At 59.2% G+C, this 20,989-nt stretch carries 23 protein-coding genes; 10 read left to right on the forward strand and 13 right to left on the reverse strand.

Translation table 11 applies throughout. The annotated features are described in order from the left end of the window. Window positions 1-50: 50 nt before the first annotated feature. On the reverse strand, window positions 51-2,222 hold the full coding sequence (locus C8264_RS20450) for a heavy metal translocating P-type ATPase (RefSeq protein WP_108462831.1): 2,172 nt from the start codon (window positions 2,220-2,222) through the stop codon (window positions 51-53). A gap of 67 nt (window positions 2,223-2,289) precedes the next feature. Here C8264_RS20450 and C8264_RS20455 point away from each other — a divergent pair, with 67 nt between their 5' ends. Continuing rightward, on the forward strand, window positions 2,290-2,721 hold the full coding sequence (locus C8264_RS20455) for a MerR family transcriptional regulator (protein WP_108462832.1): 432 nt from the start codon (window positions 2,290-2,292) through the stop codon (window positions 2,719-2,721). A 184-nt stretch (window positions 2,722-2,905) separates the two neighbouring features. On the opposite strand, the gene C8264_RS20460 is transcribed toward C8264_RS20455, so the two are convergent. Together C8264_RS20460 and C8264_RS20465 are read right to left on the reverse strand one after the other, a co-directional pair. Next, entirely contained in the window at window positions 2,906-4,192 is a 1,287-nt protein-coding gene (locus C8264_RS20460; RefSeq protein WP_108462833.1) for a cytochrome P450, read from the reverse strand. Between the two features lie 94 nt (window positions 4,193-4,286). Further along, window positions 4,287-4,682 carry a MerR family transcriptional regulator gene (locus C8264_RS20465; RefSeq protein ID WP_108462834.1) on the reverse strand — a complete coding sequence of 132 codons (396 nt, stop codon included), beginning with the start codon at window positions 4,680-4,682 and terminating at the stop codon, window positions 4,287-4,289. Window positions 4,683-4,753: 71 nt separating this feature from the next. On the opposite strand from C8264_RS20465, the gene C8264_RS20470 reads away from it, so the two are divergent. Together C8264_RS20470 and lspA are read left to right on the forward strand one after the other, a co-directional pair. Further along, window positions 4,754-5,638 carry a cation efflux transmembrane domain-containing protein gene (locus tag C8264_RS20470; protein ID WP_245893417.1) on the forward strand — a complete coding sequence of 295 codons (885 nt, stop codon included), beginning with the start codon at window positions 4,754-4,756 and terminating at the stop codon, window positions 5,636-5,638. Continuing rightward, on the forward strand, window positions 5,635-6,120 hold the full coding sequence (gene lspA, locus C8264_RS20475) for a signal peptidase II (protein WP_162783813.1): 486 nt from the start codon (window positions 5,635-5,637) through the stop codon (window positions 6,118-6,120). The genes C8264_RS20470 and lspA overlap by 4 nt, the downstream gene beginning before the upstream one ends. 162 nt (window positions 6,121-6,282) lie before the next feature. Here lspA and C8264_RS20480 read toward each other — a convergent pair whose 3' ends face one another. After that, complete coding sequence (locus C8264_RS20480; RefSeq protein WP_245893418.1) at window positions 6,283-6,720, reverse strand: MerR family transcriptional regulator; 438 nt, start codon at window positions 6,718-6,720, stop codon at window positions 6,283-6,285. Window positions 6,721-6,770: 50 nt separating this feature from the next. Here C8264_RS20480 and C8264_RS20485 point away from each other — a divergent pair, with 50 nt between their 5' ends. Next, complete coding sequence (locus C8264_RS20485; protein ID WP_108462835.1) at window positions 6,771-7,166, forward strand: hypothetical protein; 396 nt, start codon at window positions 6,771-6,773, stop codon at window positions 7,164-7,166. Between the two features lie 214 nt (window positions 7,167-7,380). Further along, window positions 7,381-7,719, forward strand: a complete 339-nt coding sequence (locus C8264_RS20490; RefSeq protein WP_205245742.1) for a YnfA family protein — start codon at window positions 7,381-7,383, stop codon at window positions 7,717-7,719. A gap of 125 nt (window positions 7,720-7,844) precedes the next feature. Here C8264_RS20490 and C8264_RS20495 read toward each other — a convergent pair whose 3' ends face one another. Then, on the reverse strand, window positions 7,845-8,204 hold the full coding sequence (locus C8264_RS20495) for a response regulator (protein ID WP_108462836.1): 360 nt from the start codon (window positions 8,202-8,204) through the stop codon (window positions 7,845-7,847). Between the two features lie 520 nt (window positions 8,205-8,724). Here C8264_RS20495 and C8264_RS20505 point away from each other — a divergent pair. Both C8264_RS20505 and C8264_RS20510 read left to right on the forward strand, forming a co-directional pair. Continuing rightward, window positions 8,725-9,729, forward strand: a complete 1,005-nt coding sequence (locus C8264_RS20505; RefSeq protein WP_162783814.1) for a nucleoid-associated protein — start codon at window positions 8,725-8,727, stop codon at window positions 9,727-9,729. Further along, window positions 9,695-11,062, forward strand: coding sequence for a hypothetical protein (locus C8264_RS20510; protein WP_108462839.1), 1,368 nt, complete (start codon window positions 9,695-9,697; stop codon window positions 11,060-11,062). The genes C8264_RS20505 and C8264_RS20510 overlap by 35 nt, the downstream gene beginning before the upstream one ends. Window positions 11,063-11,630: 568 nt before the next feature. Here C8264_RS20510 and C8264_RS20515 read toward each other — a convergent pair. After that, entirely contained in the window at window positions 11,631-12,155 is a 525-nt protein-coding gene (locus C8264_RS20515) for a DUF6428 family protein (protein WP_108462840.1), read from the reverse strand. Window positions 12,156-12,201: 46 nt separating this feature from the next. Here C8264_RS20515 and C8264_RS20520 point away from each other — a divergent pair, with 46 nt between their 5' ends. Together C8264_RS20520 and C8264_RS20525 are read left to right on the forward strand one after the other, a co-directional pair. After that, on the forward strand, window positions 12,202-12,558 hold the full coding sequence (locus C8264_RS20520; RefSeq protein ID WP_108462857.1) for an ArsR/SmtB family transcription factor: 357 nt from the start codon (window positions 12,202-12,204) through the stop codon (window positions 12,556-12,558). Then, the gene (locus C8264_RS20525) at window positions 12,555-13,736 is read left to right on the forward strand and encodes an MFS transporter (RefSeq protein WP_108462841.1); all 1,182 of its coding nucleotides are present in this window, start codon (window positions 12,555-12,557) and stop codon (window positions 13,734-13,736) included. The genes C8264_RS20520 and C8264_RS20525 overlap by 4 nt, the downstream gene beginning before the upstream one ends. Before the next feature lie 136 nt (window positions 13,737-13,872). Here C8264_RS20525 and arsH read toward each other — a convergent pair whose 3' ends face one another. From arsH to C8264_RS20555, 6 genes are read right to left on the reverse strand one after another with little or no spacing between them, the layout of a single operon-like run. Further along, on the reverse strand, window positions 13,873-14,565 hold the full coding sequence (gene arsH, locus C8264_RS20530) for an arsenical resistance protein ArsH (protein WP_108462842.1): 693 nt from the start codon (window positions 14,563-14,565) through the stop codon (window positions 13,873-13,875). After that, entirely contained in the window at window positions 14,540-14,962 is a 423-nt protein-coding gene (gene arsC / locus C8264_RS20535; RefSeq protein ID WP_108462843.1) for an arsenate reductase (glutaredoxin), read from the reverse strand. Before arsC ends, arsH begins: the two co-directional genes overlap by 26 nt. Further along, window positions 14,959-16,020 carry an ACR3 family arsenite efflux transporter gene (gene arsB / locus C8264_RS20540; RefSeq protein WP_108462844.1) on the reverse strand — a complete coding sequence of 354 codons (1,062 nt, stop codon included), beginning with the start codon at window positions 16,018-16,020 and terminating at the stop codon, window positions 14,959-14,961. Before arsB ends, arsC begins: the two co-directional genes overlap by 4 nt. Further along, window positions 16,007-16,453 carry an arsenic resistance N-acetyltransferase ArsN2 gene (arsN2, locus tag C8264_RS20545; RefSeq protein ID WP_108462845.1) on the reverse strand — a complete coding sequence of 149 codons (447 nt, stop codon included), beginning with the start codon at window positions 16,451-16,453 and terminating at the stop codon, window positions 16,007-16,009. Before arsN2 ends, arsB begins: the two co-directional genes overlap by 14 nt. Beyond that, the gene (locus C8264_RS20550; protein WP_108462846.1) at window positions 16,450-16,977 is read right to left on the reverse strand and encodes an arsenate reductase ArsC; all 528 of its coding nucleotides are present in this window, start codon (window positions 16,975-16,977) and stop codon (window positions 16,450-16,452) included. The genes arsN2 and C8264_RS20550 overlap by 4 nt, the downstream gene beginning before the upstream one ends. Then, a complete protein-coding gene (locus tag C8264_RS20555) occupies window positions 16,974-17,327 on the reverse strand; it encodes an ArsR/SmtB family transcription factor (RefSeq protein WP_108462847.1) in 354 nt (117 codons plus the stop codon). Before C8264_RS20555 ends, C8264_RS20550 begins: the two co-directional genes overlap by 4 nt. A gap of 269 nt (window positions 17,328-17,596) precedes the next feature. Between C8264_RS20555 and C8264_RS20560 the strand changes: the two genes are divergently transcribed. After that, window positions 17,597-20,035, forward strand: a complete 2,439-nt coding sequence (locus tag C8264_RS20560) for an SIR2 family protein (RefSeq protein ID WP_205245743.1) — start codon at window positions 17,597-17,599, stop codon at window positions 20,033-20,035. Window positions 20,036-20,246: 211 nt separating this feature from the next. Here the strand turns inward: C8264_RS20560 and phoB are convergent, their stop codons facing one another. Beyond that, complete coding sequence (gene phoB / locus C8264_RS20565; protein WP_108462848.1) at window positions 20,247-20,948, reverse strand: phosphate regulon transcriptional regulator PhoB; 702 nt, start codon at window positions 20,946-20,948, stop codon at window positions 20,247-20,249. Window positions 20,949-20,989 lie beyond the last annotated feature (41 nt).

A 20,989-nucleotide genomic window follows, 5' to 3' on the forward strand; every position in this document is an offset into this window, starting at 1 on the left:
CGATATCGAGCTATTATACTTTGCCCGTGGGAAGCGCTGCACTTTTGCCGTTATCCGGAGTGCGTCAGCCCCTTCCAGCCCAGGAGGCGCATAGCGTTGGCGGTAACAAGCACCGTGGCGCCGGTATCGGCCAGGATGGCCGGCCAGAGGCCGGTGATCCCCAGAACGGTGGTGACCAGGAACACGGCCTTCAATCCCAGGGACAGGGCGATGTTCTGGCCGATATTCGCCATGGTAGCTTTGGACAGTCCGACCATGTTGGCGATGTCGAGCACCCGCCCGTGCAGAATGGCTGCGTCGGCGGTTTCGAGGGCCACGTCGGTTCCGCCCCCCATGGCGATGCCGATATCGGCAGCAGCAAGAGCAGGGGCGTCGTTGATGCCATCGCCAACCTTGGCCACCACCGCGCCGCCGGCCTGCAGCTCACGCACGATACGCTGCTTGTCCTCGGGCAGCAGACCGGCCCGGACGTCCATGCCGAGCGAGGACCCGATCGCCCGGGCGGTGCGTTCGTTGTCACCGGTCAACATCACCGTCTTCACGCCGGCGGCCTTGAGCGCATCCAGACCGGCACGGGCATCGAGGCGCGGCTCGTCGCGGATCGCGAAGATGCCCACGATCTTATCGTTCGCGAGCAGGACTGAAACGGTCTTGCCTTCGTCGTTGAAGCCATCGATCCGGGACTGCAGTTCGGCGGGAATGCCTGCCTGTTCGTTAGCTGCCTTCGGGGAGGCAAGCAGCAGGCGATCGCCGCCAACGGTTCCCGTCACCCCCTTGCCGCCGATGGCCTTGGCATCCATAGCGGGCGGCACCGGGACGTTCATAGCCTTGGCCTTGGCCAGTATTGCCAGCGCAAGGGGATGGCTCGATCCGGTTTCGATGGCAGCTGCCATGGACAAGATTTGGGACTCCGAGATGCCGATGGCGATCAAATCGGTGACCTGGGGCTTGCCTTCGGTCAGGGTGCCGGTCTTGTCGAGCGCCACGGTGGTCACCTTGCGCAACCCCTCGAGCACGGCGCCACCCTTCAGCAGCAAGCCACGGCGGGCGCCTGCCGACAGTGCGGCGGCGATGGCGGCGGGCGTAGAGATCACCAGGGCGCACGGGCAGCCGATCAGTAGGATGGCCAGACCCTTGTAGACCCATTCTCCCCAGGCCTGACCCAGCAGCAGCGGCGGCACAATGGCAACGAGAGCCCCGACCAGCAGAACGGCAGGCGTGTAGTAGCGGGAAAACCGGTCGATGAAGCGTTCGGTCGGCGCCTTGCTTTCCTGGGCCTCTTCCACCAATCGGATCACCCTGGCAATCGTGTTGTCGCTTGCCTGGGCGGTGACCCGTACCTTGAGGACGTTGTCGGTGTTGATGGTGCCGGCGAACACGCGGTCCCCTGGCCCCTTGTTCTTGGGAACGCTTTCGCCGGTGACGGGAGACTCATCAACGGCGCTGCTGCCTTCGACGATGTCGCCATCGGCGGGGATACGGTCACCCGGGCGGATCATCACCATCGCCTTGAGGGCAAGGCCCGCAGCCGGGACTTCCCGCACCTGGTCGCCTTCGATCAACCGAGCGGTCTTCGGCACGAGATCGGCCAATCCCTTGATGCTGGCCCGGGCGCGACCGGCAGCCACGCCTTCCAGCAGTTCGCCGACCAGGAACAGCAAGACGACGGTGGCCGCTTCTTCGCTTGCGCCGATGAACACTGCACCAATGGCAGCTATGCTCATCAAGGTTTCAATCGAGAACGGAGTCCCATGCAATGCACCTGAAATGGCTCGCTGGCCAACTGGCACCAACCCAACCAGCAAAGCCGCCAGGAACGCCCAATGCCCGATCTCGGGAAGCATTTGACCGATCAGGTAAGCAGCAACCAGGGCAAAGCCGCAAGCCCAGGTCAACAGGGCCTTGCGGGTCTTCCACCAGGGACCGTCCTCATCGTGGTCATGATCGCCATGAAGCTGCGGCGCCGACGATGGTTGGGCGGCATCTGCGGAATCGGCGGTCCGGATGGGCTTGGTCGGATAGCCTAAGTTGCTGATCTTGGCGGCGATCGCCTGAAGGTCAGCCTGTGCCTCATGCCGCACCGACATCGTGCCGGCCATAACGGAGACCGAAACGTCCTCGACGCCCGCCACTCTACGGGCAGCGGTATCCACTTTCGCCGCGCAGCTGGCGCAATCCATGCCCTGCACACTGAAGCGTGTTGTTTCAATCCTTGCCGTCATGGCACTAGCTCCTTGCAATCTTGCCTCACTGCCTACATCCTCCAGTGGCTATAGGAGCAAGAGCAAAATGAGTCATGGCATGGCAATCGGCAAGGCTTCGGAAGCGACGGGGGTGAAAGTGCCCACCATCCGCTACTACGAACAGATTGGACTGTTGCCGCCACCGCCCCGGACCGAGGGCAACCGGCGGACCTATGACAGGAAAGATGCAGACCGCCTGACCTTCATCCGCCATTCCCGTGAGTTGGGTTTCGAGATCGACCAGATCCGCACCCTGTTGTCGTTACAAGACCGTCCTGGCCAGTCATGCGGCGAAGCCGACGCCATCGCGAAGGCGAGGCTGGTAGAGGTCAAGGAGAAGATCACCAGCCTCAAGGCTCTCGAGGCCGAACTGGAGCGTATGGTGGAAGGATGTTCCCACGGGAGGGTCGAAAGCTGCCAAGTGATCGAAATCCTGGCTGACCACGGCAAGTGCAAGCACCATCAGCACGACACGTGAGCTTCGTGCTCGATCTTCGACGCGTTAATTCCAGGGTCCATTCTCCTCCTGGAAGCATTGGACACTTCGCCATCCTGCCACGGGAGAACGCCTTCCACGCCATCGAGTGACTATGGCCAAGTTGTTGCGCTTTTTTACGGAGCAGACAATTTTCTGAGGATACATTACGGGGCCCGGCAAGGCGCTACCCGCTAGACTGATGTGCTGCTTTTAGCGTGTGAGCCACAAATCGGATCCGCAGGCCACCTGCCGGACGGGTGGGCAATCTGTTCATCGGCATAGCTAGGTCCTGATCATCAACCTGATACTGCATCTCCCGGGTAAGCAGGCGGATCGCACTGCTCATGATCGACACAGTCACCCACTCGCCGGGACAGCGATGATCTTTCCGAAGATCGCCTGCCCCATGTGGCATGAAACGAAAGTCCTGATCTCGCCAGCTGGAGGCCCTCTCTGGGTGGATCATGAGTGGGTCCGGGTAAATCCTACCGTCTCGATTGGTGCTGAAGAGGTCCAGCATCACCCACTGACCCTTGTCGAAACGCTTACCGCCCCAGGTGAACGGACGAAGTGACCGCCCGCCGATCACCGGGAAGAACGGGTATGTTCGGCGCACTTCTTCCGCAAAGGGCTCGATCCAATCATCTTCTCCCCCGGCAATTCTTGTCTGCCATTGCGGGTGGTGGTGGAGCGCCATGGCTGAAAAAAGTATCCAGCGACCGATGGCGACGATGGGACGCAGCAAGTTGATGAGCTCCACCGCCGCCACCTTTGCGGACAGTTGCTTTCCGTCACTGTCAATCCAATGGGCAACAAAGCTGACGGGCGCATCCTCAGGTGCCTTGAGTTCTCCCTTGCGGAGTTGAACGATAAGGCTCTCGAGCTTTCGCTCCAATGCGGCCCGCCGTACGAGTTCCCGCCACATGCGTGGACCGACGCGGCCCGCATTCTCCACCATCCCGACCAACTGATCGCAAAGGTCGTTGATGTTCACGGTGTCGGCAGGTAGTCCGCACCATTCCCAGGCGGCACGCGTTAGGACCATATTGGACGCGGCAAAGAGTTCTGTTTCCCCTTTCGCTGTCCAGGTTACCGCGGCTTCCCGCCAATGCCGCTCGAACAAACTAACCATCTGATCAGGCGGGGTATCGATCAGCAATTGGGCAAACATCTTCTTGCGATGCCGATGCCCTTCACCGTCAAGAGCTTGAACGCTACCCTTGTCCTGCAACAATCGCAGTGTGGACGGCGGCATAGCGCCCTTCCGGGTGAACAGGTTCTGTCCATAAAAGAGATTGGCGGCGTCTTCTCCGCGCAGGCATAGAACCGGGCGAAGCATCAGCCTTGTCTCGAAACCATCCGCACCGAGATCGTCGCAACGAGTACCGATGAAGTCGTAGCCTTCGCGGAGGAAGGCCAAGGTGTTGTCGAAGCCCGGAGCTGCCGGAACCTGGATGTATCCTTCACTCATAAACCAGCCAACGAGAAAACGCCTTGCTTGTTCCGTCCGTTATCTTGCAGCCCAAATCTAAGAGGTGCGCCCAGCCACAGCATGGTGGTTGCGATCAGGACAATGGCGTGCTGAGCGCTTCGATGACCCTACATTCCGCTACCACTCCTTTCCGGCACTCCGTCACCATCCTGGACAATTCAAGCTGAAGGCTCTGGAGCCTGGCAATTCGTTGCTCCACTTCGTCTAGTTGCGCCTGAGCGATGCGGCTGGCATCGGCACACGAAGCCTGCGGCTGCTCCTGCAGGGCCAGCAGGATCTGCACCGACTGCAGGTCGAATCCCAGGTCTCGGGCATGCCGGATAAAACCAAGGCGCCGAACGTCAGCGTCGTCATAGACACGCCGGCCATTGTCAAGCCGCGCTGGCGGAGGGAGCACTCCCGAACGCTCGTAGTACCGGATGGTCTCGATATTGACCCCCGTTTCACGCGACAGGTCTCCGATCTGCATTTTCCGCTTGCTCCTGTAGTCACTACAGGTTGTAGCCTCTGTGCCGATCCACCTCAAGAAGGAGCATGAGCATGAGTGCTGCTGCCGAAACCGTCCGCTACCAAGTCACCGGCATGGACTGTTCCTCCTGCGCCGCCAAGATCGAAGGCGCCGCCCGAAAGGTGGAAGGTGTTCAGGACGTGAAGGTCTCCACCGCATCGCAGGTCATGACCCTGGAAGTAGACGATCCGGACCGGCGATTGCCAATGCTGGAGACTGCGGTGACCGACCTCGGCTACCAGCTCGACCGGATCGGCGTGCGAAAGGATTCGGGTTTCGAAGGCAACAAAGACGCCGCTGGTAGTGACGACGATGACCACATCCCCGACCTGTCGCATGTCACGCCGGCCTACAAGCGTGCGCTCTGGACCGTCGTACTGCTCAACGTCGGCTACGGCATCGTCGAGATAGTCGGCAGTTTCATCGCCGGCTCCCAGGCGCTGCAGGCGGATTCGCTCGACTTCCTAGGCGATGGCCTGATTTCGTTCCTCGGTTTGATAGCGGTAGGATGGGGTCTTGCGGCTCGAGCCAAGGCGGCGCTGTTACAGGGGATCTTTCTCGGCCTCCTTGGATTGGGCGTGGTGGCTTCAACAGTCTACCGGATCTTCGTCGAACACCAACCCGAGAGCCTGTTGATGGGCGGGTTCGCTCTGGTCGCCTTCGCCGTCAACGTGCTGGCCGCCGTGGTGCTTATCCCGCATCGCAAGGGTGATGCCAACATGCGGGCCGTATGGCTCTTCTCGCGCAATGACGCCATCGGGAACCTGGCCGTGGTCGCCGCGGCGGCGGTCGTCTGGTGGACCGGCTCGCAATGGCCGGACCTGATCGTCGCCTTTGCGGTCGCGGGGCTGTTCCTGCAGTCCGCCTGGTCGATCATCCGCGATGCACGTTCGGACCTCAAGCAGGCCGGCAGATGAGCAACCGGGACGCTTCCCTCTTTCTTATCCTCGGGATCATTGGCGTGGATGCCTCCACCAAGGAAGCGGCGCTGATGTATCTCGATGGCAGTGTCGTGCCGGTTCTGCCGGTGTTGAACCTGACGCTCGGGTTCAACACCGGCGTAAGCTTCGGTATGTTCGCCTCGGACGGAACGCAGGGCTGGTTGGCGATAGTCCTTTTGACCCTCGCCATCTGCTTTGTGGTGGCGTGGCTATGGCACAAGAGCCAACATCTTCTCGAACGCCTCGGCTATGCCTCTATCCTCGGCGGGGCACTGGGCAACCTTGTGGACAGGGTTCCTGACGGGGCCGTCACCGATTTCATCGACCTCCACGCCGGTGGCTGGCACTTCCCCACCTTCAATCTGGCCGATGTCGGCATCACTGCTGGCGTCATGATGTTGCTCTGTTCCTCTCTCTTCCGGATCAACAATCACACGGTACCAGCATCGAGGAATTGAGGCGGATAGCCCAAAACAAGAAAGATCGATGCAGCAGCTCGGCACGTTAGTTACAACGTCTTCGACTCGCGTATCAGCAAGCAATGGAGCCGGATCGAAGGGACGTCGAGTTCCAATACGGGCCTCTGCTCCCCATCTTCCAGAACATCTGGCTGCTGCTGATCACCCGGCGTCGGCGAGGTCCTTGAACACGACGCAGTCGCGCCCCGGTCCGCCGCAGCAAACGCTGTCGCACTGGGCCACGAACCGCTGCAGGCCGCGTTCCAAGGCCCTCAATTCGGCGAGCTTGGCCTGGACCTCGCCAAGATGCCCGCGGGCTATCTCGCCGACTTCGCGGCAATCCTGGTCCGCGCTGATTGACAGGCCGGCCAGGAGCCGCACCTGCTCGATGCCGAAACCGAAAACGCGGCACCGCCTGATGAAGGTGAGCCGCTCCAGGTCATCGGCACCGTAGATGCGCTGCCCGCTACCGGTGCGATCTGCTGCCGGAAGAAGGCCGATCTCCTCGTAGTACCGTATGGTCGGCGTGGTCACACCGGCTGCCTTCGCAAGTTTCCCGATCGTCAGCATGGCATCCTCGCTTTCGGTCTTGCCCTTCAAGTTACTTGAACGAATATGGTGCTGTCCATCTCACCGAAAGGAGATCGACAATGACCACCACCAACGCCAACACCAACACCAACACAGCAGACGCGTGCTGCTCATCCTGCGCGATGGCGGGCAACGGCGCTGCCCTGGCCACCGCCTGCACCCTGGATGCCGCCGACTTCAAGGAAAGGGTAGCCTCTGTCCAGGCCCTGGCGTCTCGCCATCTGTTGGCCAGTCGACGCGAGTCGTTGACGCTGCATCTCACCTACGCCCTCGAGGCATTGCCGGAAGTCAGGAATATCGTCGCCATGGAAGCGGAGTGCTGCGCATTCCTCGATTTCGACATCCGGGCCGGAGAGCAGATAGAGCTGACCATGACTGCGCCCGAGAGTGTGGCACTGGCCGCCGACGAGCTGTTCGCCCATTTCGCCCCGGAACTCGCGAAGACGGCAGCATGAACCCTAGCACCAAGAAGGGCATAGTCGCCACCGCAGGTGTCGCGGCAGCTTGCACGGCATGCTGCGCGGTGCCGATCGTTGCTGCCGGCGGTGCCGCGGTAATCGCCGGCCCCATTGGCATTGTTGCCGTCCTGCTCGCTGGCGCAGCCGGGTTGTGGGCATGGCTCCGAGACCGTGCTAGGCGTCATCGGACCTGACGTATCGGAGAGCAGCCATGCCCATCGTCGTGACTACGGTGTTTATCTATGCCGGCGCCGCGCTGGCTGAGATAGTCGGGTGCTTCGCCTTTTGGGCGTGGCTGCGGCAAGGGCAGTCACCGATGTGGGCGTTGGCTGGCGTCCCCGCTTTGGTCGTCTTTGCCTGGCTGCTGACGCTGGCACCTGCAGACCACGCCGGTAGAGCTTACGCGGCCTATGGTGGGGTCTACATAGCAGCGTCGCTGCTTTGGCTGTGGCTCGCGGAAGGCAGAGTGCCCGATCGATGGGACCTGTTCGGTGGGGCGCTGGCCCTGGTTGCCGCCAGCATTATTCTGTTCGCACCACGAAGTGCTTAAATGGGAGAGTCGAGTACCAATAGGGGGCTGTGGGCATCTTGCCGGTCGATCATCCGATCGCTAGCCGCGAGGTTAACAATAGCCGGTACAATGGAGATACGCCGAGAAGCCGGTCAATGGCGCTCTTAAGGCGATAGAAGTGACCTGGCGGCGTCGATCAGTTCATCCGGCGTGGCCGGCTTGCTTATCCAGCGGCCATGGGCGAATGGCGTGCCCACATGCATGCTGGGGTGCTCTCCAGAGTGCACAACGAAAGGAATGTGGTTCTGGACCAAACGCTCAACGACTTCGTCGCTGGTGCCATCGCGGAGCTCGATGTCGACGATCACGATGTCGGGCCGGCATATGGCCAACCATTCATTCGCTTGCTCGCAGGACATCACTGTTTTCACGTCGAAACCGGCGCTTCCGAGCATCTCCTCCATATCCAACGCTATGAGTGGCTCGTCTTCGAGCAATAGGGCGATCGACGCATTCCTTGACATGCATGACAGTCGCACGATGGATCACTCCGCGCAACGAACCTGCTGTGGTACCAATAGGGGACCGGTTTCACGAAACCAACCATTGCCGACTGCAGCCTGCCGCCGGCATTGGTTCGCCGATCAATATCGCTTGCCGAAGGCTCGCTCGATAGCCTCACGGATTTGGTCGGTCCCCATGATTGGTATTGTGCATCCCATTGTGGGTGCCCCTCGCACCATTTCAGATGCTTCCTTTTTACACGATCAGGATCTGCCCCTCGAGCAAGCGCATCACGATCCGCCGGCGCTCGCGCAGATCGCGTTTTCGATTGTAATCGTCGCGATAGTAGTCGTCGTCGACACCGTCTCTGGAATAGCTAAACTTGTTGTTCCCTCTATGTTCTTGATTGATGCCGTGACTGTGTTAGATTCAGTCTTTGGAATCTGTGTCGCGTACAGTCATTGTTGGTAGGCGAAAAGTGGAGGGACTTCCTTGGGACTGCTGACAGACGAAGAACGTGCTCAAGTGACGATCTCCAGAATGATACTTCACATTGTGGGCGGTGAGGACGATTTCCTGCCGCAGCCTGAGTTCGAAGAGATCGAGCACCAGGATTTCTTCCTGGCGCGCCTGCTCGATGTAGACGTGGCGCCGGTTCACCAGTTCGCCGACGCTTCCACCACCAAGGCAGCCCTCGAGAGATTGGCTCGGAGCGAAGAGAATTTCGAGACTGCAGCGCAGAGCCTTTCTCGATCCTTCGCCAACCATCATCGCGGCAACAGCAGGGATGGTGCATTCTTCGTGTTCGAGATGCGGATGGGTGGGGACGACGTGGTCTACGCATTGGCCAAGTACGACTACAGCCAAGCGATTGAGCGGTACGACCGCGAAGGTCGATCCGGGCTCCGCCAGATCATCCAAGCGTTCATCGCCGATCGCAAGGCTATCCAGAAATCATGCTTGGTGAGGGTGAAGGATGGTGTTGCCGACTCCATGGTCGCCGCTCGCGACAGGATGAAACAGGCACCAGACCTCACGGAATACTTCGAACGCTTCCTTGACGTCTCTCGGAGCCGGTCAGATCAGGAACTCACTCAGGGACTCAAGGACGCCGTCCTTGCTGTCCTGAAGTCCTGCCAGGATTTGCTGCCGGACCGGGACCTCGCGGCTGCTCATGCGGTCGCCCGTGACGCGCTCCGGAACCGGGAGTCAGTCGACAATGAAGCCGTTCAGGAGGCCGTGTTCATCGCTGCGGGACGGCCCGAGGATGAGGCTACCAAGGAGAGGTTGGACAAGGCCACCTTCCGCAGTCTCAAGGCCAAGCGGCTCGATGGTATAGCCTTTAGGCCGGATCCTGCGGCTATGGGCAAGGCTAGCCGGAAGAAAATCGCTACGGCGGAGGGTGTGAGACTAGAGTACCCCGGCGGGCTGGAGAACAATGGGGTGGCCCGCAGCGCAGAGCCGGGCGGCGGAACCCGCATCACAATCATTACCAAGAAGGAGCTGGTTGTTGACGACGTCGTTCCTGAAAGAGCTGGGCGCTAGAATCGATCTGCTCGTCGAAGCCGGCGACGCCCTGGTCAACGAAGGCCCCGAGTGGGCGGTTGTATCCGCCCTCAGTGCCGGAGCGCTTACGGATGTTTGGGCTTTGGCCAATGCCGCCGGAATCGAAACCGACGTGGAGGACGCATCGGAGTCGTCGGTTGGTTCCATCCGCGATGTCGCAGCTGAACTGGAACCATTTCGAGCATCGTTCAGGAAGCCCAACTTGGAGCCGGCAAAGGTTCTGTTGACACTGAGTGGCCTCGGCGACTGGCTAGCCGCGGATGAGGGCGGGGTCGTTTGGAAGCACGTGCAGACAGTTCGCCCATTTTCTACTCGGGGCAGACGCTTTGCTGCTTGGGGTGAGGCCATCGCGCAGGTTGCAGTCGAAGCCACCGCAAGTCCTCGCGACCTCGTCCGTGAGGCGGGCGCGCCGACGGTGCCCTGGCGGCTCGAGCCATGGATATTTTCCGCGCTATCCGCTGACTACCCGATGGAGGACAGGGTCTTCACCACATGGGCAACCCAAGCGCAGGCAGTGGCGCTTCGTTGCCTCGCCAGCGAACGCCTGGCAGACGGCACCCTAGTCTATGCCGGACCGCCAAGACTGAAACAGGCACTTGTCGCGGTCCAATTGGATCGCGACATCCTGGGCCAGTCCCAACGTGCGCTGCGTTGGGTGTACGAGAATGAAAAGGAGGCCGAGGCGCGGCATGGATTGTTCGTGGCCGAGATCCCGAGGGCAGTAGGCAGTTTCGCTTCAAACGGCGGGCGCATTGATGCCCGTGCTCTAGGGACGGCGCTTGAAGGCGCCAAGATAGCCTACCAACTCAGCCTTTCCGACGTGAGCAGGGATGCATTGAGGGGAATCGCCGATCTCCGTAAAGCTGTCTCAGAAGAGATCGGCAAGGTCGCAGACACCACCCGCCAGCTTGCTGCCGCAGTGACAGGCTCTCTATTCTTCGGTCTGGGGTTGGTTGCGGCCCGGCTTACCACGCAAGTTCCGGCACTCTTGTTGATCACGCTCTCACTCGTTCTGGCTGCGTATGTGGTGGCGGTGATTTTCGCCAGCATTCATTTCATGAAGTTACAATCAGACCTTCGCGAAGACTGGAAGGACCGCTTCTACAGGTTCCTAGGGGAAGCCGATTACGAGACCATGGTCACGATCCCAATGGAGCGAGCCAAGTTCGGGTTTGACGTCTCGGCTATGATCTCGGTGGGTGTATCCATTTTGCTGGTGATTGTCGTCGTGTTCTTTTCGGTGTCGCCGTCGTCTCCGGATGTTGGTGATGATCTGCCAACAGCAGATAGCGTTCCAGGCATTTCACAGTAACCAGCGGTAAGAAGCTGGCAGAACACAGCCGCCCCCGGGATGGTAGGTGAACCCTGTAAGAAGTTGACGGGTTGTGACGAGTACTGGCATGGCATGACGCCAGATCTCAGGATCGTGGCGAAACCAGGCAATGCTTGGGAATGCACCCCGTAGGGAACACGGCGACCCGCCGACCCGACAGAGCAGATATCGACTGCAAGGTAGTTCGGCTTACTGGGGCCTGTTTCCCATCCGAGATTTAACTGCAGACGATCGTTCCCATAACTTTTTGAAACAAAAGTCCCCTGCGTCAGGAGATCGAGGACGTGCTCTATCCTCTCAAGGAGAGCTATCAGTCGTGCGGGTTCAAGAAGTCTGTGGGGGCCAAGCGGTTCTAACACGGACTTCTTCGAGACTACCCGTTCCTACGGCCCCTAGAGAACATGGGCATTGTGCAATCTGCGTCTGCGTCGGCCCTCGGTCGACGAGCTCAGGATCAAGCAACGCTCGTTGGCAAAGATCTCTACGAGCGAACGGAGCATGATCCCCAAAACAGTCCTGCTGGCTTGCTTCGCAGCACACCAAAGACCTAACTGCAGCAGGGGGACTTAGCGGCTGGTGCGCAGCATCCCGAGCTGACAGCCTGTTGGGCAGCTCGATGCCGTGGCTTGCAAATGGCGGAGCGGTGCTCCAGTTGCAGTACGACAGTCTCCTCGTCTACTGCCAATTGATCAAGGTCAAACACTTGCATCGGCTCGCCGGGGCGGCTCACCTCAAAGGTCACCCTCGCGTCACCGTTGAGAGGGATCTTCCGGTCGACCTGAGCAAGAATACGGGTGAATTTTCCCACCTGCATGAATGTTCGTTCCGACTCTGCCGAAATGTCTTCCACCTGAAGCACGGTCTCCTGCCATGCGTCGGGATTGCCGCCGCAGTCCAGTGTCACAAAGGAACCGGCTTTGACTTCGGTGACGTGGTAACCCCGCCCGATGCGCCGACCGGCATATTCAATGACGAGGGCCTTCTCGTCGTGACCTTCCAGCATATGCAGCAATCGAGCGAGCGAAAAATCGGCGCTTGAGGTGGTGGGATCCTGCGTGACAAGAGCGCTCATTCTGAATATCCTTCGTTTCAACGACTCTTGAGAGATTGAGATGAAATTGCAAGAACATCAAGCCCTCGATGCTTTCGCCGCCTTGTCGCAAGGCACCCGGCTGCAAATGGTGCGGGTTCTGGTCATCGCCGGAAAGGCAGGATTGCCCGCAGGCGTCGTCGCCGAAAAGGTAGGAGCATCCTCATCGAGTGCTTCGTTCCATCTCTCTCATCTCGAACACTCAGGGCTTGTGGCATCGAAGCGCGAGGGACGGTCGATCATCTACACAGCGGACTATGATGCGCTTTCCGGGCTCGTCCAATTCTTGATGGCCGATTGCTGCCAGGGGCATCCGGAAATTATCGCCGGTGCGGCGGCGGCGGTTGCCAGCTGCTGCCAGCCGCAAGACGGGGCTAATGCATGAGTGTTGCGGTTGAGGGGGTGGCTACAACGCGCCCCGCCATTGTTGTCACCGCCTTGGGTATTGTTCAGATCCTTGCCTGGGGCTCATCGTACTACCTCCTGGCCGTTTTGGCCCCGATGATAGTTCTCGATACTGGCTGGTCGCTGCCTTGGGTGATCGGGGGGCTAACTGGCGGATTATTGGCGGGCGGCGTTACCGCCCCTCTTATTGGTGGCACTATCCAGCAGCGCGGCGGCAAGCCTGTGCTGATCTGCAGCATGCTGCTGCTGTCGTCAGGCCTGGCCCTTATCGGCACCGCTACCTGGCTGCCTGTCTATCTGGTTGGATGGATCATTATGGGCGTCGGCATGGCAGCAGGCCTTTACGACGCCGCCTTCTCCACCCTTGGCCGCCTCTACGGCAAAAATGCACGCCGTGCGATTACCACCTTAACCCTTTGGGGTGGCTTTGCCAGCACGGTGTGCTGGCCGATCACCGCCTATCTCGGTGAGACATACGGTTGGCGGACCGCTTGCCTTGTTTATGCCGGCGCCCACCTGCTTATTTCCCTGCCGCTGATCCTTGCGTTCATTCCGGCCCCGGGACCCGCTTCGTCGCCGCTTCTCACAGCTGACCGGCCAATACCGGCGAGATCGCCGCGTGCTACGTTCTACTTGTTAGCTGTCATCTTCACGATTGCTTCGCTCATCAGCAGCATGCTCGGGGTGCATCTGCTCACGCTATTGCAGTTGCGGGGTCATGATCTCGCGGCCGCAGTCGCCTTTGGTGCACTGATCGGACCTTCGCAGGTAGGATCTCGTGTCATGGATATGGTTCTAGGCAGCCGCTATCATGCGGTCTGGACAATGATGGCGTCGACCATCCTGTTGGCGGGCGGTCTGGTGCTGCTCTTCATGAACCTGCCAGTTACCGGTCTTGCCATCATCATCTACGGCGCCGGCAATGGCATTTTTTCGATCGCTCGCGGAGCGCTGCCGCTCACTTTGTTCGATCCTTCGACATTCGCCGTCCTCATGGGCCGCCTGGCTCTGCCAAGTCTACTGGTTCAGGCCTTTGCTCCTTCACTTGGTGCGGCCTTGATCGAAATGGGTGGTGCAAATCTGCTTCTGGGCGCAGTAGCAGGCTTGGCCTCGATCAACGTCCTACTGTCGATTCAGCTTCTTGCGCACAGGCATTAAGGCCTCGGGTTAAGAACAGAAGCTCTAGTTTGCAGATGTCCAGGTGGTTGCGGTGTTAAGCTCTGACGCAGTCGATATCACCCATGAGGGGCCGTTCTCGGGCTTATATCGACTTAAGGCCAACCCGCTCCTCAAGTTAGGCGGCGGCTTCTTTCCGCTCTGAATAACGGGAAGTCAGATAGCCTGACACTCCACGGTTGATCAGCGTGAATTTCACCAGTTCTTCGCACACGTCGACAACCCTGTCGTAGAACGATGACGGCTTCATGCGACCGGCCTCGTCGAACTCCTGCCACGCCTTAGCGACAGAAGACTGGTTCGGGATTGTCACCATGCGCATCCAACGGCCCAGTATACGCATCTGGTTCAGGGCGTTGAACGACTGGGACCCCCCTGACACCTGCATCAGAGCCAGCGTTCGGCCTTGGGTAGGTCGGATCGCGCCTCCGGGCAGGGGTATCCAGTCGATTTGGGATTTCAGCACCGCCGACATGGCGCCGTGCCGCTCCGGTGAGGTCCAGACCTGGCCTTCTGACCATAGCATTGCCTCGCGCAGTTCCTGCACCTTGGGATGGGTGTCGGGCGCGTCGTTCGGCAAAGGAAGGCCATTGGCGTGAAAGATGCGGACCTCGGCGCCGAACGCTTCGAGCAGGCGTGCCGCTTCCAGAGTCAGGAATCGCGAATAGGAGCGTTCCCGCAGCGAACCGTAGAGCATCAGGATGCGAGGCCTGTGTGCGAGGGCAGGGGCAACCAGCCCGGAGAAGTCAGGCACCTCAAAGGCGGCAGGCACGACATTAGGCAGATCAGACAACACGCTTCCCTTCGGCATCGATGATGACCTCGCCATCTTCCTTGGTGAAGGGCCCAATATCGGGGTTCTCTAGGATGTCGAGCACGACTTCGGATGGCCGGCACAGGCGGGTGCCCATCGAGGTTTCGACAAAAGGCCGGTTCAGCAGGATGGGGTGCGCCTCGATAGCATCGAGAAGCTCGTCATCGGTCTTGGCAGGATCGGCCAGACCAAGCGCCTCATAAGGCGTATCCTTCTTCCGCAGCGCATCCCGCAGCGACATGCCAGCGGCTGCAACCAGTTCCACGATCCTGGATCGTGACGGCGGCGTCTTGAGGTATTCGATGACGATGGGCTCGACACCGGACTGCCGGATCATGGCCAGCGTGTTGCGCGAGGTGCCGCAGTCGGGATTGTGATAGATGGTGACGGTCATTCTGCAGCCTTCGTTTGGATGTTGTGGCGGACAGCCGCGCCGCGCTCATACCAGCCCTTCGATCGGTTCACGATCCAGACCACCGACAACATGACCGGCACCTCGACCAGCACGCCCACGACGGTCGCCAGGGCGGCGCCGGAATTGAAGCCGAACAGGGCGATCGCGGCAGCTACGGCAAGTTCGAAGAAGTTGGATGCGCCGATCAGGGCGGACGGACCGGCAACGCAATGCTGTTCGCCCGAAACACGGTTGAGAAAATAGGCCAGCCCGGAATTCAAATAGACCTGGATCAGGATAGGCACCGCCAGGAGCAGGATGATTGTGGGTTGGGCCACGATCTGCTCGCCCTGGAAACCGAACAGCATCACCAGCGTCAGGAGCAGTGAGGCGATCGAGATCGGCTGCAGGATGGAGAGCACACGGTTCATGGCATCGATGCCGCCATTGGCCAGCAGCCAACGCCGATAGAGCTGCGCCGCGATCACCGGCACGACGATATAGAGGCCGACCGAAAGCAGCAGCGTGTCCCAAGGCACCGTGATGGCGGACAACCCGAGCAACAGGCCGACGATGGGGGCGAAGGCAATCACCATGATCGCGTCGTTGAGCGCCACCTGGCTCAGGGTGAAGTGGGGTTCCCCTTTCACCAGGTTGGACCAGACGAACACCATTGCGGTGCATGGCGCTGCCGCCAGGATGATCAGCCCGGCGATATAACTATCGATCTGTGTTTCCGGCAGCAATGGCCGGAACAGCCAGCCGATGAAGAGCCAGCTCAGCAGCGCCATCGAGAATGGTTTGATGGCCCAATTGATGAAGACGGTTACGCCGATGCCGCGCCAGTAATTGCCGACCTGCGCCAGGCTCATGAAGTCTATCCGCACCAGCATCGGAATGATCATCAGCCAGATCAGCACCGCCATGGGGATGTTCACCTGGGCGATCTCAAGGCCCCCGAGCCCCTGGAAAAACCCGGGCAGGAAGTGACCGGCGGCAATGCCGATGACGATGCAGATTGCGACCCAGAGGGTCAGATAGCGTTCAAAGATGGACATCGGGAGCCTTGATCGGTCTGTACAGGAGAGCGGCCGTCGAACAGATCGAGGCAGCTTGTCTGGTGGCAAGAATGGAAGCGGGTGCTTTGCGTCGGTCCTCTACCCTGAACCCGAGCCCAGCGAAAAATCCGGAGGCGGTGGTCGTCAGCAAATAGGCGGTGCGGGCACCGGCCTTTTCGGCTTCCTCAAGCAATGCCTCGGTCAGGCGCCGTCCTGCGCCGGTTCCCCGAAACTTCGGCATGACAACTATGGAGCGCACGAGGGTGTCCTCTCCATAGCGTTCGAAGCCGCCGAAACCGATCGGCACGCCATCTTCCTCGAATTGGAAGAACGATCGGCCCTCTTCCTCGATATCCTCGATCGGGAGGCCAGCTTCGGCAAGGGCGGCGAGCAACTCGAAATTATCACCCTGCACCGGCGTCGAATAGATCATGCGACATCCGCACTGTTGGACGTCGATCCCTCCATAGCCCCGATGCCCTTGAGCTTAGAGCTCAGTGCAAGGCGGTCGATGCTGGACAGCGGCAGGTTTGTGAATGCAACAATTCTGTTCCGCAGGTAGCGCAAGGCCTCGTCGAACGCCGCACGCTGTTGGAACTCCGTGCCTTCGACAGCGGCAGGATCCTCGATCCCCCAATGAGCGGTCATGGGCTGACCGGGCCACACGGGGCATGACTCTCCGGCTGCATTGTCGCAGACCGTGAAAACGAAATCCATCTTCGGGGCGCCGGGAACGGCGAACTCATCCCAGGCCTTGGAACGAAGTCCTTCGGTCGAGATGCCGGCTTTTTTTAAGGTTTCCAGTGTCAGTGGGTTGATGGCACCCTTGGGCGTTGACCCCGCGGAGAACCCCTTGAACTTGCCACTGCCTAGATGATTGATCAAAGCTTCGCCGAAAATGGAGCGGGCGGAGTTTCCTGTGCAAAGGAAAAGCACGTTGTAGGGCTGGTCGCTCATTGAATTACCTCTTGGGGCTGGCAGCAGGGGGTGAGTTCAGCGATCAAAGGTGCGCAGAGGGTAGCGTTGCCGTTGCAGCAGTCCTTGACCATGAAAAGCATGAGCTCGCGGAAAGCGTCCAGGTCGACCTTGTATACGATCGACCTGCTGAAGCGTTCGGACGTCAGCAGTCCGGCTCTGGTGAGCAAGCCTAAATGGCTAGACATTGTGTTCTGCGGCACTTCCAACCTGCGGGCGATTTCTCCAGCCGGAAGTCCTTCGGGTGTGTTGCGCACCAGAAGGCGAAAGATTTCCAGCCGGGTTTCCTGCCCCAGAGCCGACAGGGCAACGATCGCGCGAATTGATTCCATATATCCACTATATTGGATTTATCGGAACGGTCAACCGGTGCATGACCTTTCTGCGGTTCTGGTAGGTGGGTATGAGCGCCCTATGCACCCGTAGGTTGGCGGGAAGCACAGTTCCTGCTGCAGTTCCCGTTAAGAAGGCTTGGACAATAAAATTCCAATAACAATCGGGGTCTCGGCACCACATCCCTCACATCGCGGGTAGTTATCTCTGCAAAGTACTCGACGGAGTACGCCAGCGTCGTCCATTGTTCGATCGATTAGGGGGAATCATGCCGATCAAACTGGACGATCTTGCGAAAGGCCTTGTGCCTAAGAATACTGTGCTGCTCTTCGGAGCCGGCTCCTCAATCCCTTCCGGTGCGCCTGCTGTCGGTGCGCTCATCGAGCACTTTTCTAAGATGTTCGGCGTACCCGCCAACGGTTATTCCCTTAGTGAGATAGCAAGCCTATGCGAGGCAAAGACCAACCGCAGGAAGGTCATTGAGGAACTGCGAAAGCGTTGTGCCGGATTGAAACCCACGGGAGGTCTGAAGAACCTCCCGCTCTATCCATGGAAAAGCATCTTCACTACGAACTACGACGATCTCGTTGAGCAGGTATACAAAGTCCGCAAAAAGAAGCTGCGGGTGTTCCACTCAAACTTCAGCTTCACCACGGGTGACGAAAGTGAAGACTGCCTGCTGTTCAAGATTCACGGGACTATTGAGCGGGACGTGTGCGACGGGGACAACTCTCGGATCATACTTTCCGAAGCCGACTACGAGCAGACCGATCAGTACCGCGAGTTCCTCTATGATCGCCTGAAAGGGGATCTGGCTGGCTCCGACCTGGTAATCATCGGGCAGTCCCTTGCTGATCCGGATTTGAAGACCATCGTCAATCGTGCTGCGGCACTTAACGCCAAAGCACTCACGCCTGGGCGCATTCTTCTACTGATGTATACGAAGGATGAAGCCCGTGCTTCCCTCTTTGAACAGCGCGGGATCTCTGTTTCCTTCGGCGGGATCGACGAATTCTTTGCCGCACTCGGTCCTGTAGTCAGTCCCATAGCGAAGCCAGCGACGGAAGGCACTCCGCTGGAGCGGATACCTGCGCTTGAACCCGTCACGGTCGATGTGGCGCACGCCTTGGACAAACATCCTGACATCAGCGCCATGTTCAACGGAAAGGCTGCAAGCTACGCGGATATCGCCGCAGGATACACCTTTCGACGCACCGTGGCGGACGATATTGCAGCCTATTTCGAGGGAGACGCCACCCTGTGCGCGACCCTTCTGGGAGCCAGCGGAGTAGGGAAGACCACAGCAATCAGGCAGACAGTAAACCTGATGCGGGCCAAGGGAACGTTTGCCTATGAGCACAAAGGCGATCATCCGTTAAGCGTGAAGCACTGGTTCGATCTGGCCGAGGGGTTGAAGGCCGAGCAGGATGTGGGTGTGCTCGTTGTCGATGATGCGCATCACCACTTGCTCACTCTTAATGACCTGGTGGACAAGCTGGTGCAGGCTGACAATGCGCACCTCAAAATACTGATCTGCTCAACGCGCAACCACTGGTTCCCGCGCATCAAGACCCCCAACATCTTCAAGTATGGTGGGACGTTCACCCTGTCCAAGCTCTCGGCTGAAGAGATAGAGAGGTTGCTGCTCCTACTGGATGCGAGCCCAGACATCAGAAAGCTCGTTGAGGATCAGTTCAGCGGATTTAACAAGGAAGAACGGCGCAGGAGGCTTTCCGTCCGATGCGAAGCGGACATGTTCGTTTGCCTCAAGAACATCTTTGCCAATGACAATTTCGACGACATTGTCCTGCGGGAGTACGCCGGCCTCGAAGGTAATCTGCGAGAAATCTATCGCTATGTGTCGGCCATGGAGAACGCAGGCGTACGGGTCCACCGCCAACTGATCCTGCGGCTTTTGGGCATCGAGGCCAACAGCGTCACGGGGATTTTGGACAACCTCACGGATATAGTCAGTGAGTACAATATCGACGCGAAGTCCGGCATCTACGGCTGGCGCACCAGGCACTCGGTCATCGCGGGCATCGTAGCGAAGTACAAATTCCCCGACCTCGAGCGGATCATAGCGCTGTTTGAAGCGGTTATCGACAACATCTCTCCCACCTATGACATTGAGATCCGATCGCTTCGTGAACTGTGCAACGTCGAGACCGGCATTTCCCGCATCCCCGACAAGAATGAGCAGAACCGCCTGCTGCGGAAGATGATGTCAAATGCGCCAGGTGAGCGTGTCCCCCGTCATCGGCTCATTCGCAACCTGATCGACCAAGGTCATTTTGAGAAGGCGGAGACGGAAATCCGCCTCTTCGACAAGGACTTTGGATCGGATGGCCCAGTGCATCGGTACAAGATCAAGCTCCTGGTAGAGCGAGCTGTGCGTTCGCAAGGTATCCTGCCTGAAGACAGGGTGGCGATTCTGGAGGAAGCTCATGAGCTTGCCGTACAAGGCGTCACCCGATTTCCAATTAACAAGAACATCCTTTCCGCCTATGCTGAGCTTGGCATCGAGTACTACCGCAAAACCGGGGAGTACGCATACTTCGATGAGGCGATCCAAAAGCTGCAGGTTGCAGAGGAAAAACTCGGAGATCCTCAGATTAGCTCGTTGATTGCTATGTTCCAGCGGCGGATTGCAGGACAGCCCCTGCCGACATTCGATGAACCTGAAGTTGCAATTATCGCGGATTGAAGCCCGACGGATTTTCGGCTTTCAGACACCTGTAGAGCGGGCGGACATCGGTTTGGGTCGCATACTGCAAGACTTTGCACTTTCGGAAAGATGTGCATCCAGAGTGTGAACAAACGCTGGCAATTCCTTGTTCAAGATAACCGCCAGCCGGGAATTTGGACTGCATTATCTTCAGGAGACGTTCAACCACCGTTCTGGTCACTTGGCCTCGCTATACAGCGACGGAAAACCTCTCATCGAAGGCGTAACCGGCGCCCCGGACAGTCCGGATTGGATCAACATCTGCGCCCCTATTGATAGCGCGCCGCAGACGGCCAACGTGAACGTCCACGGTGCGTTCGTCTACGTAAACATCGTTACCCCAGACACCGTCAAGCAGTTGCTCGCGGGAATAAACGCGGCCGGGATGGCGCATCAGATATTCCAGCAGGCGATATTCGGTGGGCCCCAGATGTACGTCACGCTTTGCACGGCGGACTCGGTGGGTGGTGCGGTCCAGTTCCAGGTCGCCAACCTTCAATGCCGCAGTAATAAGATTGGGGTTCGCCCGGCGCAGCAGAGCGTGGATGCGAGCGATAAGCTCAGGAACTGAAAAAGGTTTGACCACATAATCGTCAGCACCGGTGGCAAGGCCCCGAACGCGCTCTTCTTCCTCGCCCCGAGCTGTCAGCATGATAACGGGTACACGGGAGGTTTCCGGACGAGCGCGCCAGCGGCGGCAGAGCTCTATGCCGGACACTTCGGGCAGCATCCAATCGAGCAGGATCAGGTCGGGCAGTTTCTCTTGAATAGCTTGAGTAGCTTCTTCACCTGTTTCGGCGGTGACGACGCGGAAACCTTCCGCTTCGAGATTGTAGCGCAGCAGAATAGCGATATCGCCCTCGTCTTCGACAACGAGAATGGTGGCGGGCATGGGTGTGGCTCCCCGGTTTCGGCTCGGTGGTTATCGTGCAG

It is taken from the genome of Devosia naphthalenivorans, from assembly GCF_003056355.1.
Classification (GTDB): domain Bacteria; phylum Pseudomonadota; class Alphaproteobacteria; order Rhizobiales; family Devosiaceae; genus Devosia; species Devosia naphthalenivorans.

What these genes read in the sequence shown, in the direction of transcription:
- C8264_RS20450 (WP_108462831.1), bottom strand. Translation starts at nt 2,222, where the DNA reads ATGACGGCAAGGATTGAAACAACACGCTTCAGTGTGCAGGGCATGGAT.
- C8264_RS20455 (WP_108462832.1), top strand. Translation starts at nt 2,290, where the DNA reads ATGAGTCATGGCATGGCAATCGGCAAGGCTTCGGAAGCGACGGGGGTG.
- C8264_RS20460 (WP_108462833.1), bottom strand. Translation starts at nt 4,192, where the DNA reads ATGAGTGAAGGATACATCCAGGTTCCGGCAGCTCCGGGCTTCGACAAC.
- C8264_RS20465 (WP_108462834.1), bottom strand. Translation starts at nt 4,682, where the DNA reads ATGCAGATCGGAGACCTGTCGCGTGAAACGGGGGTCAATATCGAGACC.
- C8264_RS20470 (WP_245893417.1), top strand. Translation starts at nt 4,754, where the DNA reads ATGAGTGCTGCTGCCGAAACCGTCCGCTACCAAGTCACCGGCATGGAC.
- lspA (WP_162783813.1), top strand. Translation starts at nt 5,635, where the DNA reads ATGAGCAACCGGGACGCTTCCCTCTTTCTTATCCTCGGGATCATTGGC.
- C8264_RS20485 (WP_108462835.1), top strand. Translation starts at nt 6,771, where the DNA reads ATGACCACCACCAACGCCAACACCAACACCAACACAGCAGACGCGTGC.
- C8264_RS20490 (WP_205245742.1), top strand. Translation starts at nt 7,381, where the DNA reads ATGCCCATCGTCGTGACTACGGTGTTTATCTATGCCGGCGCCGCGCTG.
- C8264_RS20495 (WP_108462836.1), bottom strand. Translation starts at nt 8,204, where the DNA reads ATGTCAAGGAATGCGTCGATCGCCCTATTGCTCGAAGACGAGCCACTC.
- C8264_RS20505 (WP_162783814.1), top strand. Translation starts at nt 8,725, where the DNA reads ATGATACTTCACATTGTGGGCGGTGAGGACGATTTCCTGCCGCAGCCT.
- C8264_RS20515 (WP_108462840.1), bottom strand. Translation starts at nt 12,155, where the DNA reads ATGAGCGCTCTTGTCACGCAGGATCCCACCACCTCAAGCGCCGATTTT.
- C8264_RS20525 (WP_108462841.1), top strand. Translation starts at nt 12,555, where the DNA reads ATGAGTGTTGCGGTTGAGGGGGTGGCTACAACGCGCCCCGCCATTGTT.
- arsH (WP_108462842.1), bottom strand. Translation starts at nt 14,565, where the DNA reads ATGCCGAAGGGAAGCGTGTTGTCTGATCTGCCTAATGTCGTGCCTGCC.
- arsC (WP_108462843.1), bottom strand. Translation starts at nt 14,962, where the DNA reads ATGACCGTCACCATCTATCACAATCCCGACTGCGGCACCTCGCGCAAC.
- arsB (WP_108462844.1), bottom strand. Translation starts at nt 16,020, where the DNA reads ATGTCCATCTTTGAACGCTATCTGACCCTCTGGGTCGCAATCTGCATC.
- arsN2 (WP_108462845.1), bottom strand. Translation starts at nt 16,453, where the DNA reads ATGATCTATTCGACGCCGGTGCAGGGTGATAATTTCGAGTTGCTCGCC.
- C8264_RS20550 (WP_108462846.1), bottom strand. Translation starts at nt 16,977, where the DNA reads ATGAGCGACCAGCCCTACAACGTGCTTTTCCTTTGCACAGGAAACTCC.
- C8264_RS20555 (WP_108462847.1), bottom strand. Translation starts at nt 17,327, where the DNA reads ATGGAATCAATTCGCGCGATCGTTGCCCTGTCGGCTCTGGGGCAGGAA.
- C8264_RS20560 (WP_205245743.1), top strand. Translation starts at nt 17,597, where the DNA reads ATGCCGATCAAACTGGACGATCTTGCGAAAGGCCTTGTGCCTAAGAAT.
- phoB (WP_108462848.1), bottom strand. Translation starts at nt 20,948, where the DNA reads ATGCCCGCCACCATTCTCGTTGTCGAAGACGAGGGCGATATCGCTATT.